This is a genomic window from Mycobacterium sp. NGS64 (genome assembly GCF_059812245.1).
Genome location: NZ_JCALCI010000003.1, coordinates 643,766 through 657,219, shown reverse-complemented (window position 1 = coordinate 657,219; position 13,454 = coordinate 643,766). Strand labels below are relative to the sequence as shown.

Genomic DNA, 13,454 nt, shown 5'->3' with positions numbered 1-13,454 from the left:
TTAAAACTCCGTTCCCTCGCGAGCAGACGCAAAATCGCCCTCCGGCAAGCTGTTTCGTGCGATTCTGTGGCTGCTCGTGCCGATTTCGGCGAGCACTTCGGCGGTGTCGGCGCCGAGTTCGGGCGCCGGCCCGGCGACGCGACCCGGTGTCCGGGAGAACCAGGTGGGCACGCCGGGAAACCGCACCGGCCCGTGCGGGGTGTCGACGGTCTGGAACATGCCGACGGCGTTGAGGTGTGGATCGTCGAACAACGCGCTCGGCGTGTTCAGCGGCGCGGCCGGTATCTCGAGCTCGCCGAACAGCGTGAGCCACTCCCCGGTCGAGCGCTGTTTCATCGTCTCGGCCACCAGCCCGTACACGGTGTCGATGTGGCGCGCGCGCTCTTCCAACGTCGAATACAGCTCGCTGGCCCACGGTGGGCGCACGGCGTCGACGAATGCGTTCCAGTGCTTGTCGTTGTAAATGAGCGCGGCGATGTAGCCGTCGCTGGTGCGGTAGGGACGGCGGTTGGGCGCCACCGTGCGCGGATAGACGGCCGGGCCAAGGGGCGGGTCGAACAGGGCGCCGTTCGCGTGTTCGACGAGCATGAACGAGGCCATGGTTTCGAACATGGCGACCTCGACCTCCTGCCCCTCGCCGGTGCGCTCGCGGTGGAACAGCGCCATGGTCGTCGCGTACAGCGCGGTCAGCCCGGCGACCTTGTCGGCCATGATGGTGCCGACGTAGTCGGCCTCGCCGGTGAGCTGCTGTTGCACCGCGGGCAGGCCGCATTCGGCCTGGATGGTGTCGTCGTAGGCGGGCCGGTCCCGTTCGGGTCCGCGCCGCCCGTACCCGTAGCAGTTGGTGTAGACAATCGCCGGGTTGATCGCGGCGACGTCGTCGTAGGCGAAGCCGAGCTTGGCGATCGCCTTGGCGCGCATCGAGTGGATGAACACGTCCGCGGTCTCGACGAGGCTGCGCAGCGCTCGCGTCCCCTCGTCGGTGCGCAGGTCCAGCACGATGCTGCGCTTGCCGCGGTTCACGTTGACGAACACCCCGCTCATGCCCGGCGCCGGACCGACCGAGATGTAGCGGGTGTTATCGCCCTGGGGCGGTTCGACTTTGATCACGTCGGCGCCCATGTCGGCCATGATCTGGGTGCAGTACGGTCCCATCACCATCGCGGTGAGGTCGATCACCCGAACGCCGGCCAGCGGTCCCGCGCCCGCCCGGCTAGCCATGCAGCACGCCTCGATCGCTGGAACGGCGCGCGAGGTCGAAGCTGTACCGGATGTGCTGGCCGTGACCGTCGGGCACCACCGGAAAGATCAGCGGCGCCTCGACGTTTCGGATCGCGTCGAGGTGCGCGCCGACGTCCTCGACCGTCCACGCCGGCCGGTGGACGCCGGGACTCTCGGCGATCACCGCCCGCGCGACCCTACCCGCCAGCGCGATGAACATCTCCCCGGTCACCGAACAGGTTTCGTGGGCGAGCCAGGCCACCACGGGCGCGACGAGCTCCGGGCCCATCGGCGGGTAGGCCGAGGTGTCGATGCCGTCGGCCATCCTGGTCACCGCGGCCGGGACGATCACGTTGCACCTCACGCCCTCGGCGGCGCCTTCGAGCGCGGCGACGTTCGACAGCCCGAGCACGCCGGCCTTCGCGGCCGCGTAGTTGGCCACGCCGTGGTTTCCGTATAGGCCGCCGATCGAGGACGTCAGCACGATGCGCCCGTAGCCGGCCTCGCACATCACCGGGAACGCCGGCCGCACAACGTGGAACGCGCCCCGTAGGTGCACGTCGAGTACTGCGTCGAAATCCTCGTAACTCATCTCCTTCAGCGAGCCGCGACGGACGTTGCCGGCGTTGTGGATCAGGATGTCGAGGCGACCGTAGCGTTCCAGCGCCGCGTCGATGATCGCCTTGCCGCCTTCCGCGGTGGCCACCGAATCGGTGCTCGCGACGGCTTGCCCTCCGGCGGCGACGATTTCACGCACCACGTCGTCGGCCGGACCGGCGTCGGTGCCATCCCCGGAGAGTCCGCCCCCGGGGTCGTTGACGACGACCTTCGCGCCGCGCGACGCCAGCAGCACGGCGTAGGAGCGGCCCAGCCCGCGGCCACCCCCGGTGACAACCGCCACCCTGCCGTCAAATCTCAAATCGGCCATCTATGTTCCGAGCACCAGACCGTCGAGGTCGCCTTTGGCACGCCATTGTTTGAGCAGGTCGTCGAACGCGTAGAAGCCGGGCGAATAGGGGTCCCCGAGAAACGAGCGGATGCCCTCGCCGCCTCCGCCGCCCTCATTGTTGTAATAGCCGGGCGTGCAGGTCATTTCGAACGCGGAGTTGTCGATCGCAAGTTCCCGGATCGTGGCGACCCAGTTGTCCTGACCCTCCTGACTCGGTTCGACGGTAGTCACGCCGCGCCTGATGGCTTCGGAAATGATGTAGGCGATGTGTTCGGCCTGCTGCTCGAACATCGCCGTGGTGTTGGCCGAAACGCCCCCCTGGAGGAAGCCGGTGTGGAACTGGTTCGGGAAGCCGCGAGTGGTCATGCCGTGCAAGGTCTTGTAGCCGTCGCGCCAGTGATCGAAGAGCGACGCCCCGTCGCGGCCTTCGATCGCATCCATCGCGTAGCGGCGGCTGATCTCGGTGGAGATCTCGAAGCCGCTGGCAAAGATCACGCAATCGACCTCGTACTCAACGCCGTTGGCGACGATGCCGTTCTCCGTGAGCCGTTCCACGCCCTTGGACTCCGACACGTCGATCAACGTGACGTTGGGATTGTTGAAGGTCGGCAGGTACTCGTCGCTCGAGCACGGTCGCTTGCACAGGAACCGGTAGTAGGGCTTGAGCGCTTCGGCGGTATCGGGGTCATCGACGATGTCGGCGATCCGGCGGCGCAGCCGCTCCATGATCTTGTAGTCCTCTTCCTCGCGGATCGCCATGATCTGTTCGATTCCCAGCGACGCGGGGTCGTCACTGGCGGCGATGCGCGCAGTCATGTTGCGTCCCAGCTCGGTCCAGAAGTCGCACACCAGATCGGCCGCATCGAACACCACGCCCTCGAACGGCGACCAGCGATGGAAATTGCGCTTCCGCTCCGCCTGCCATCCGGGCTGCAGCGATTCCACCCATTGCGGATTCGTGGGCTCGTTTCCGCGCTCGTCCACCGATGAGGGTGTCCGTTGGAATACGTACAAATGCTGGGCGTCCCGACCCAGGTGGGGAACCAACTGAACACCCGTCGCCCCGGTGCCGACGAGGGCGACCCGCTTGTCGGCAAGCTTGTGCAGTCCGCCGTTGGCGTCGCCGCCGGTGTAGTCGTAGTCCCAGCGCGCCGAGTGGAAGGCGTGGCCTCCGGCGTCCAAGTAGTCCTTGAGGCCGGGGATCCCGGGCAACTTGGGCCGGTTGTAGGAGCCCTGTGTCATCACCACGAATCGGGGGCGGATGTCGTCGCCACGATTCGTCCGCAGCCGCCAGCGTTTGATCTCGTCATCCCAGCGCAGCGTGCGCACCTGGGTAGAGAAGATCGCCCCGTCGTACAGTCCGAAGTGCTTGGCGATGCGGCGACAGTGTTCGTAGATCTCCGCACCGTCGGCGAACTTCTTGCTCGGCATGAAGTCGAGTTCTTCGAGCATCGGGATGTAGCAGTACGCGTCGTTGTCACACTGGATGCCGGGGAAACGGTTCCAATACCAGACGCCGCCGAAGTCGCCGCCCATCTCGATGACGTGAACATCGTCGACGCCGGACTTCTTCAGGTAGGCGCCCGCCAGCAGCCCGGCGATGCCCCCTCCGAGAACCGCTACCTCGATATCTTCGGCGATCGGCGTGCGCGGAGTCACCGGCGTGTGCGGATCGACCTCCGAGAACTCGGCGAAATCGCCCTTGAGTTCCAGATATTGCTTAGATCCTTCGGGGCGCAACCGCTTGTCGCGCTCGTGCAGATACTTCTCGCGGAGCGCGTCGATGTCGATGTCTTGCGGGGTGTCGGTCGGCCCGCAGGTGTCGAAACTCGTCATTGAATCTCTTTCGGCGCACCGGTGCCCATGTACTTCGACAGTTGGTAGTGCAGGTTGACGGTGCTGCGCTCCCGGTAGGGATTGGGCTTGGTGCCTGGAAAGCCCAGCGATTTCATGCCCTGCTGCACGGCGGCCATGTTGGAGAAGTCCTGCGGCAACACCGAGCGCCACCGCGGGTCACCGACGGGCGTGTATTCCCACTCCGTTTGCGGCTCTTCGCCTTTCGGAAACAGTTCGAACACCGACACCTCGAAGATGCACTTGTCGGGGTTGTAGCCGGGGTCCGGCCGGGCGCCGTAGCACAGCGCAACCGTCAGGCCCTGACCGATCTGGAAGTTCGGGAAGATCTGCCACGCCGTGCCGGCCTGCCCGAGGATGTCGGGCGGGATCGTCGGCCAGATCACGCCGCGGGCCTCGTCGTCGCGGCGCGCCGATGCCAGCCAGTGCTCGAGGACCTTGTCCGCCGGGGTGCCCTCGGGCAGCTCGTCGACGAGTCGTTTGGCGGCGTTCACCAGCGTGTCGGTGGTGGAGGTGTTGGTTTCCTCCATCGTGTAGATCTGCATCTCCGCGGTCGACACGCGGGGATCGGCGCCGGTGCCGAGGCGGATCTTGGACTTGGTCGCGGCGAGGTCGTCCGGGGCGTCGTAGCCGATGTTGCTGTGCTTGCCCTGCGCCTTGGCCCACCCCTTGAATTCGCCGAACTTGTTGAACTCCGGATGGGTCGTGCAGACGTGGTAGGTCTCGTTGAAGGCCTCCAGCGCCACCTTCCAATTGCAGTCGAAGTAAAGCCATTTGCGCCATTTGTAGCGCAAATTCTCCAAGCCGAACGGGTCGAGGATCTTGGCGGCTGGGAACAGGTAGTCGGCCAGCGGCTCGCAGTCAGGGTCCATGTTGATCCACAACCAGCCGCCCCACGTGTCGACCCTGACCGGCCGAAGGTGGGTGTTCTCCGGGGTGAGCGCCTCCTGCCAGTCCTGTTGCTCGCGGATGTGCGTGCATGCCCCGTCCAAACCGTAGGTCCAGCCGTGGAATCCGCACACGAACGACTTGCGGGCGCGGCCGCAGGCGTTCTTCGCGCCCTGCGGTGTGTCGATCAGCCTTCGGCCGCGGTGCATGCACACGTTGTGGTGGGCGCGGAATTCGTTGCTGCCGGTGCGCACCACGATGATCGAGTCGTCGAGGATGTCGTAGGTCAGGTAGCTGCCCACCTCGGGCAGCTCTTCGACACGGCCGACCTGCTGCCACACCTTGCGCCACAGCTTGTCGCGCTCGGCGCGGGCGTAGTCCGCGCTGATGTAGGCCTCGACCCCGATCGTCATGGGTTTCGAAAGTTCTTCGGTCGCTTGGACTTCCGTGTCAGTCACGACATCCTCCTAATGGCCGCGCGGAAGGATTCGTCCTTGAGGAACAGCGAGGTGTTGTCGGCGCCCAGGTGGCTCCACTTGAGGTCGAGGCCACCGTCGACGAGCAGCGTCTGGCCGGTGATGTAGCTCGACAGGTCCGAGAGCAGGAACAGGATGGCGCCGGCCTGCTCCTCCGGCCGGCCGCGCCGGCCCATCGCGATCGCCTGCCGATCCCGGTCCGGGTCCTCGTCGACGTAGGTGCGCGAGGCCGCGGTCTCGGTGACGCCGGGCGCCACGGCGTTCACCCGGATCCCGGACATCGCCAGCTCGAGCGCCATCGTCCGGGTCATCGCCGCGATCGCGGCCTTGGCGGTCCCGTAGGCGATGTGGAACGGCGCGGTGTTCATGCCGCTGATCGACGAGATCGACACGATCGACCCGGGCCGCTGCTGCGCGACGAGTTCGGCCGCCACCGCCTGGCTCATGAAGAACGCCGTTTCGAGGTTGTCGGTGAAGATCTTGCGCCAGTCGCCGCGCGCCACCCGCGTCGACGGCATCCACGTCGACGGCTCGGCGCCGCCGGCGACGTTAACGAGACCGTAGAGGCTGCCGTCGGCGCGCCGCGCCTGATCGATCACCGTGGCGATGCCCTCGTCCGTCGACGCGTCGGCCGCGACGGGAACCACCGCCAGACCCTGTTGCGCCAGCGGGGCGACGTGCTCGTCCAGGTTTTCCTTCGACCGGCTCACCGCGATCACCGTTGCCCCGGCGCGGGCGGTCATGGCCGTGACGGTGGTGCCGATGCCGCCGCCGCCGGCGCCGGAAACCACGACGACGCGCCCGTCCAGCCCTGGGAGGGGCCCGAGAAGATCGTCCATGACCTGCAATCCGCTGCGTCGCTTTGTCCGGACAAGATACAGCGTTCTGTCCTTTGGAGAACACTATTCCCATCGACAGAGTTGGCTGTCAAGGCCAAGCCGGCCCACCTTTGGAAGCTATTGTCTGGACTAGAACAAGTTGATAGCGTCCAGCTCACACGGCTGACGGAAGGACCTCGGCAGGATATGGCCATCGCGACGCAGCCATCCCGGTATGCGGTACCGCCGTCGATCGGCGTCGCGGACGGCTGGCGACTCGACCGGGTCACCGCTCCCAGCCGCTTGTTCGGCGCCAACGGCCTGCGCACCGGCCCGGACGGGCGCGTGTACATCGCGCAGGTGACCGGCAGCCAGATCAGCGCGCTGGATCCACGCACCGGGGAACTGGGTGTCATCAGCGCCAAGGGCGGCGAGATCGTCGCCCCCGACGACGTCGCGTTCGACGCGCGCGGCAACCTGTACGCGACCGAGGTGATGGACGGGAGGGTCAGCGTGCGCGACACCGCCGGCCGGACCCGGGTGCTGCGCGACGACGTCCCGTCGGCCAACGGGATCACCTTTCACGGCGACCGGTTGTTCATCGGCGAATGCCGCGAGGGTGGGCGGCTGCTGGAGCTGGACCTGAACGGCGGGCCGCCGCGGGTGCTGCTGGACGGCGTGCCCTCACCCAACGCGATGGAGGTCGGCCCGGACGGAAGGCTGTACTTCCCGGTGATGGGCGCCAACGAGATCTGGCGCGTGCATCCCGACGGCGGCGAACCACAATGCGTCGCGGGCGATCTCGGTGTGCCCGACTCGGTCAAGTTCGACCCCCAGGGCTACATCGTCTCGACCCAGGTGGCCAGCGGCCAGGTGCTGCGCATCGACCCGCGCAGCGGCCAGCAACGGCTGCTGGCCCAGCTGAGTCCGGGGCTGGACAACTGCACTCTGGTCGGCGATCGGGTGCTGGCGTCCAATTTCACGGGCGAGATCACCGAGATATCGCCGGACGGTTCGACGCGAACGGTGCTGCCCGGCGGGCTGAACTGGCCGCTGGATCTGACCGTTGGCCACGACGGCCGGCTCTACGTCGCCGACGGCACGTACTTCTATGTCGCCCTGCCCGACGGGTCGTTGCGGACAGTCGGGATGTTGTTCAGCCCCGGCTATCCCGGCTTCCTGCGGGGCGTCGCGTCCAGCGGACCGGGCGAGTTCGCCGTCACCACCTCGGGCGGCCAGGTCGGCCGTTACCGGCCCACGGCGAACGAAACCGAGGTGCTGGCAGACGGTTTCGACCAGCTCTACGGCGTCGCGGTCGGGCCGGGCGGGCCCGTCGTCGCCGAGTTGGGCACCGGGCGGGTGCTGTCGGTCCGCGCGGGTGGCGTCGACGCGCTGGCCACCGGCCTGCGCGAGCCGGTCGGCGTCGCGATGGGCGCCGACGGGGCGTGCCTGGTCGCGGAGGCCGGCGCCGGACGGGTGATCCGACTGAACGGCTCGACCATCGACACCGTCGTCGCGGATCTGCAACGCCCGCAGGGCATTTGCCTGCACGACGACGTGCTCTACATCGTCGACGCCGGCGCCAAGGAGTTGGTCGCGTTCGACATGAGCACCAAGGATCGGCGGACCATCGCGTCGGGATTACCGGTCGGACCCCCGGCGGGGGTGGTGCCCAAGCCGCTGAAAGGCATGCCGCCGTTCTCCGGCCCGCAGGGCCCCTTCGCCGGCATCGCCGCCGCGGCCGACGGGACGCTCTACGTCTCGGCCGACGGGGACGGCAGCGTGCTGGCGGTGCGCCGATCGCCGGGCGGCCGCTGATGTCCCAAGCGGTTTCGAGCGAGCACCGTTATCTGCAGATCGCGCGAACGCTGCGCAAAGAGATCGTCGACGGCGTGTACCCGGTGGGTTCGCAGCTGCCGACCGAGCACCAATTGTGCGAGCGATTCGCGGTCAGCCGCTACACCGTGCGCGAAGCGCTGCGCCGGCTCCGCGAGGACAACCTGGTCGCGTCGCGCCCCCGCGCGGGCACCCGGGTGGTCCCCCGGCCGGCGACCAGTTCCTATGCGCAGGACACGATGTCGATCGACGACCTGCTCGCGTTCGCGTCCGGCGCGCAGCTGACCATCGATACCAACGAGATGGTGGAGATCGACGACGAACTCGCCGCCCGGACCGGCCTGCCGGCCGGCACGCAGTGGCTGTCCGTGCGCGGCTACCGGCGAGCCGAGGGCGCCTCGGTGCCCCTGTGCCGAACGGAGTACTACATCAATCGTGATTTCGCCGCGGTGGGCAGGCTGCTGCGACGCCACACCGGCCCGATCTTTCCGCTGATCGAGGACCTGTTCGGGGTGAGCATCGCCGAGCTGCGCCAGGAAATCGCCGCGGTGCTGCTGCCCCCCGAGCTGGCCGACGGACTCGGAGTCGCGGCGGGCACGGCGGCGCTGGAGATGCGGCGCACCTATAGGACGTCCGACGGCGAGGTCGCCCAGGTAACGGTCAACACCCACCTGTCGTCGAGCTTTCGCTACGCGATGACCATGCGCCGCGTGAATGACCAGGCCGACTGACGTGACAGCCCGGGCGCATCAAGACGCGACACTCGCGGCGGAGGCGTACCGGCGCGGACTGTGGGTCACCACCACGCTGGCGGACTCACTGCGCGCGGCCGCGGAGACCTCGCCACGGCGAACGGCGTTGGTGGACGCGGAGACTCGGCTGGATTGCGGCGCGCTGTACACCGAGGCGACCCGGTTGGCCAACGCCCTGTTGGCGCGCATGCCGACCGGCAGCGTGGTGTCGTTCATGCTGCCGAACTGGCACGAGGCGGCCGTCGTCTACCTGGCCGCGACGCTGGCCGGGATGGTGGTGAACCCGATCCTGCCGTCGTTGCGGGACCACGATTTGCGCTTCATCCTCGAAGACGTCGAATCCGCGATGATCTTCATCCCGCACCGGTTCGGCGGTCACGACTACGCCTCGATGCTCGGACGCGTCACGGCCGCGCTGGGCCGCGCCCCCGAGGTGGTGGTGCTGCGTGGCGAATCCGGTGCGCATACGCCGTATCCGGCGCTGCTGGAGGGCCCGCCGGATCCCGCGCGGTTGCCGCCGTTGGATCCCGACGCCGCACGCATGGTCCTGTACACGTCGGGCACCACCGGGCGCCCGAAAGGCGTGCTGCACAGCCATAATTCGATACACGCGCTGATCAGTCAGATCGGTGACCAGTGGAACGTCGAACCGGGCGATACGTTCCTGGTCCCGTCGCCCATCGCCCACATCGGCGGGTCGATCTACGCGTTCGAATGTCCGCTGCTGCTGGGCACGACCGCGGTGCTGATGGACCGGTGGGATCCGGCGGCGGCCATAGCGCTGATGAACCGTGAACGCTGCACCCACATGGCCGGCGCCACACCGTTTCTGCAGCAGCTGTTGTCCGCCGCCGAACGCGCCGGCAGCCGCCTGCCCGACCTGAAGGTGTTCATCTGCGGCGGCGCCTCGGTGTCGCCGGCGCTGATCCGGCGCGCGGCGGACTATTTCGACCGAGCGGTCGTCACCCGGGTGTACGGCTGCACCGAGGTGCCCGTCGCGACCGTCGGCGCGCCCCGGCCGGACGAAGCCGACCGAGCCGCCGACACCGACGGACGGCCCGGCATCGCCGAGATCAAGCTCGCCGCCCACGACTGGGCATCCGACGGTGACGGCGAGATCTGCGTCCGCGGCCCGCAGATGCTGATCGGGTACCGGCATTCGCACGACGATGCCGAGTCATTCGATGCCGCAGGGTTTTTCCACACGGGGGACCTCGGTCGCTGGGTCGATGGAGAATACCTCCTCGTGACCGGGCGGGCCAAGGACGTCATCATCCGCAACGGCGAGAACATCTCGGCCAAGGAAGTCGAGGACCTGCTCGCCGAGCACCCCGGCATCGCCGAAATCGCGGTCGTCGGGCTGCCCGACGAGCGCACCGGGGAACGGGCGTGCGCGGTGATCGTGCCCGCGGCGGAGCGGGGCGAGTCAGAGCCGGGCGTCGCCGACCTGCTCGCCCTGCTGCAAAGCAAGGGTGTCGCGAAGTTCAAGGCGCCTGAGCAGGTGGTCATTTGGGATGCGCTGCCCAAGAACGACGCGGGCAAGATCCTCAAACACCAGATCAGGGCCGCGTTAACACAGGATGGGTGAGATGCAGGTCGCTATCGTCACGGGCGCAACCAGCGGCATCGGTTTGGGATGCGCAAAGAGACTCGCCGAGATGGGAATGGCGGTCCTCGGCACCGGCCGCGACGAGGACCGACTGGCCGAGCTGCAGGCCTCCATCGCCGACCCGGCTCGGGTCGCGACCCTGGCCGTCGACCTGACCCAGGACGACGCGCCGAGGCGCATCGTCGAGGCCGCCGTCGACCGTTGGGGCCACGTCGACTTCCTGATCAACAACGCCGGGGTCGGCAACCCCAAACCGGTACACGAAACCGACGACGAAACACTGGACTACTTCCTGGGTTTGATGCTGCGGGCGCCGTTTCGACTGGCGCGCGAGGTGCTGCCGCACATGGGGCCCGGGTCGGCGATCATCAACATCACGTCGACCTTCGCGGTCGTCGGCGGGCTGCGGGGCGGCGCCTACTCCGCCGCCAAGGGCGGCCTGACCGCCCTGACCACCCACATCGCCTGCCAGTACGGACCCGCCGGCATCCGCTGCAACGCCGTCGCGCCCGGCGTCACGGTGACACCCATGGTCGAGAAGCGCTTGCAGGACGAGCGATTCCGCAAGATCAACACCGAGCTGACGCCCCATCAGCGGCTGGGCACCGTCGACGACATCGCCAGCACCGTCGCGTTCCTGTGCTCGCCCGGTGGGAGTTTCATCAACGGGCAGACGATCGTCGTCGACGGCGGCTGGAGCTCGACCAGGTACATGTCGGACTTCGCCCTGAACTCGGAGTGGGTCGCCAGGTGAAGGTTTCGCCCGCCGCGTTCGTGCGCACCACCCTTCCGCTGAACCTGTCGGGCCTGGCGGAGCTGGATACCGGTCGGTACCACTCGATCTGGCTGCCGGATCACATGGTGAGCTTTTGGCCCGACGCGCTGTGGACGCCCGAGTTCACCGACCTGGCAACGTCGTCGCCGTCGCCGCATCGCCACCTCGACGGCATGGCGGTCGCCGCGGCGGCGGCCGTGCTGACCGAACGGGTGCCGCTGGCCACCAGCGTCGTGGACACGGTGCGCCGCCACCCCGCGATGCTGGCCCAAAGCGCGCTGACCATCGACCATCTCTCCCGGGGGCGATTCATCCTGGGCCTGGGCAGCGGTGAGAGCGAAAACATCCTGCCCTACGGATTCGACTTCGCCCGGCCCGTCGGCCGCTTCGAGGAGGCGTTGCAGGTCATCCGGCTGCTGTGGGACAGCGACGGTCCGGTGGACTTCGAGGGGCGGTTCTACCGGCTGCATCGCGCCCGCCTGGAGACCGAGCCGTACGACGGGCGCTTCCCGCCGATCTGGATCGGCGCCAGCGGGCCACGAATGCTCGACATCGTCGGGCGCTACGCCGACGGCTGGTGGCCGGCCGGTGCGTGGACCCCCGAGCACTACGCCGAAATGCTCGGCGCGGTAAGGCAATCGGCCGAACGGGCCGGCCGCGACCCGATGGCGATCACGCCGTGCTACGTGCAGGTGTGCCTGATCGGCGAGGACGACGACGCGATCGAAAGGATCCTGCGCGCCCCGCTGGTGGCCGCGTTCCTGCTGCAGGTCTCGGCAGAAGTGCTGCGCCGCTTCGGCTTTGACCATCCGATGGGCGACGACTGGGGCGGCTTTCATGACATCGACCCGACGACGCTGACGCGGGAACGGATCCTCGACTTCCTCGGCCGCGTCAAGCCCGAAGCGATCCGGGCGGTCGTGCCGCACGGCACGCCCCGGCAGGTCGCCCGAATCATCAAGTCGTATGTGGATGCCGGGCTTCGGGTTCCCAAGATCCTGGATTACGGCGCGATGGCCGGACTGGAGTTCAGCGCCGCGTCGGCGGCCAACGTGCGCAAGACGGAGGACGAATTGTTGACCTTGTGTGGCGGGCAACCGTGACGGCGGGACTCGACGCGGACGCGATGCTTGCCCGCGCGCAGGCCGATGCGGGGCGGGACGACTATGGCGATCCGACACTGCCACAGCGGTTCCGCCTGGCCGTCGACCACTTGAACGGTATCGGCATGGACGCCAACGGCATTGAACAGGCCGAAGGGGTCTGCCATTGGCTGCTGACGTCGCGACTGGAACTCATCGAGGACCGCAACCGCTATCCGATCGGTGCCGAGGTGATCGATCACCCGATGTTCGTCACGGGGGAGCCGCGCTCGGGAACCACGCTCGTGCACGCCCTGATGGCGGTGGACCCGCACGCACGCGCGCTGCGGTTCTGGGAGGTGATGTACCCGTCGCCCCCGCCCGGCACCACCCGCCCCGACGACCCCCGCCGCGCCCGGGCCGACGCCGACTGGCGCGAGATCAACGCGAAGATGCCCAAGTGGCTGCTCAGCCACCCCTACAACGACATGCTGGGCGACGGTCTGCCCGAAGACGAGCGCACCTGGGCCTTCGACTTCCGGGTGATGACCCCGACGGCGTGGTGGCGGGTGCCGATGCAGACCCTCGTCGGTGGCCTGCCGACGGACCCGGCCGCGCAGTACCGCCTGCACAAGGCGATGCTGCAGCAGTTTCAATACAACCGGCCCCGGAAGTACTGGGTGCTGAAGGGGTTTCACGGCTTTCGGCTCAAGGAGCTCTTCGATACCTATCCCGACGCGAACCTGCTGTGGCTGCATCGCGACCCCGTCCAGGTAGCGGCGTCGCGTACCATGATGATGGCCGACATCCTCGACGGCATCGTCGGCCCGATCGATCTCGCGGTCGAGGCCAAGAAGCACCTCGAGATGACCCGGGCCAGCATCGCCAACACCATGACGAACCCGCTGGTCGATGACCCGCGAATCCTGCACATCCCCTACGCCGACTTCATCGCCGACCCGGTGGCGACCGTCCGGCGCTACTACGCCTACTGCGGGCGGGCCCTCACCGGCGAGGCCGAGGCGTCGATGCGCGATTACCTGGCCTACAACCGCGGTGATCGCTACGGGAAGTTCCGTTACTCCACCCGGTTGCTGACCGACATCGGCGAAGACCTCGACGACCTGCACGCCGAGTTCGCGCCCTTCCGGGAGCGGTTCGGGGTCAGCATCGAAAAGCGGGATTGAGCCTCCC

At 67.8% G+C, this 13,454-nt stretch carries 11 protein-coding genes; 6 read left to right on the top strand and 5 right to left on the bottom strand.

The window, feature by feature from the left end:
• The 5 genes from AC5Y4S_RS17005 to AC5Y4S_RS16985 are packed head-to-tail and all read right to left on the bottom strand — an operon-like array spanning position 1 to position 6,227.
• Entirely contained in the window at positions 1 to 1,194 is a 1,194-nt protein-coding gene (locus AC5Y4S_RS17005) for a CaiB/BaiF CoA transferase family protein (protein ID WP_500034045.1), read from the bottom strand.
• Between the two features lie 19 nt (positions 1,195 to 1,213).
• Positions 1,214 to 2,149, bottom strand: coding sequence for an SDR family NAD(P)-dependent oxidoreductase (locus AC5Y4S_RS17000; RefSeq protein ID WP_500033842.1), 936 nt, complete (start codon positions 2,147 to 2,149; stop codon positions 1,214 to 1,216).
• Entirely contained in the window at positions 2,150 to 4,006 is a 1,857-nt protein-coding gene (locus AC5Y4S_RS16995) for a flavin-containing monooxygenase (RefSeq protein WP_500034044.1), read from the bottom strand.
• On the bottom strand, positions 4,003 to 5,325 hold the full coding sequence (locus AC5Y4S_RS16990) for an aromatic ring-hydroxylating oxygenase subunit alpha (protein WP_500034043.1): 1,323 nt from the start codon (positions 5,323 to 5,325) through the stop codon (positions 4,003 to 4,005). Before AC5Y4S_RS16990 ends, AC5Y4S_RS16995 begins: the two co-directional genes overlap by 4 nt.
• 41 nt (positions 5,326 to 5,366) lie before the next feature.
• On the bottom strand, positions 5,367 to 6,227 hold the full coding sequence (locus AC5Y4S_RS16985) for an SDR family NAD(P)-dependent oxidoreductase (protein WP_500033841.1): 861 nt from the start codon (positions 6,225 to 6,227) through the stop codon (positions 5,367 to 5,369).
• A gap of 186 nt (positions 6,228 to 6,413) precedes the next feature.
• On the opposite strand from AC5Y4S_RS16985, the gene AC5Y4S_RS16980 reads away from it, so the two are divergent.
• Genes AC5Y4S_RS16980 through AC5Y4S_RS16955 form a run of 6 tightly spaced genes read left to right on the top strand, consistent with a single transcriptional unit; the run spans position 6,414 to position 13,447 of the window.
• Positions 6,414 to 8,024 carry a Vgb family protein gene (locus AC5Y4S_RS16980; protein WP_500033840.1) on the top strand — a complete coding sequence of 537 codons (1,611 nt, stop codon included), beginning with the start codon at positions 6,414 to 6,416 and terminating at the stop codon, positions 8,022 to 8,024.
• Complete coding sequence (locus AC5Y4S_RS16975) at positions 8,024 to 8,773, top strand: GntR family transcriptional regulator (protein ID WP_500033839.1); 750 nt, start codon at positions 8,024 to 8,026, stop codon at positions 8,771 to 8,773. Before AC5Y4S_RS16980 ends, AC5Y4S_RS16975 begins: the two co-directional genes overlap by 1 nt.
• 1 nt (position 8,774) lies before the next feature.
• Entirely contained in the window at positions 8,775 to 10,382 is a 1,608-nt protein-coding gene (locus AC5Y4S_RS16970) for an AMP-binding protein (protein ID WP_500034042.1), read from the top strand.
• Positions 10,375 to 11,157: an SDR family NAD(P)-dependent oxidoreductase gene (locus tag AC5Y4S_RS16965; protein ID WP_500033838.1), complete on the top strand. Its 783-nt coding sequence runs from the start codon at positions 10,375 to 10,377 to the stop codon at positions 11,155 to 11,157. Before AC5Y4S_RS16970 ends, AC5Y4S_RS16965 begins: the two co-directional genes overlap by 8 nt.
• Positions 11,154 to 12,281: an LLM class flavin-dependent oxidoreductase gene (locus tag AC5Y4S_RS16960; protein WP_500033837.1), complete on the top strand. Its 1,128-nt coding sequence runs from the start codon at positions 11,154 to 11,156 to the stop codon at positions 12,279 to 12,281. The genes AC5Y4S_RS16965 and AC5Y4S_RS16960 overlap by 4 nt, the downstream gene beginning before the upstream one ends.
• Entirely contained in the window at positions 12,278 to 13,447 is a 1,170-nt protein-coding gene (locus AC5Y4S_RS16955; protein WP_500033836.1) for a sulfotransferase family protein, read from the top strand. Before AC5Y4S_RS16960 ends, AC5Y4S_RS16955 begins: the two co-directional genes overlap by 4 nt.
• The last annotated feature ends 7 nt before the right edge of the window (positions 13,448 to 13,454 follow it).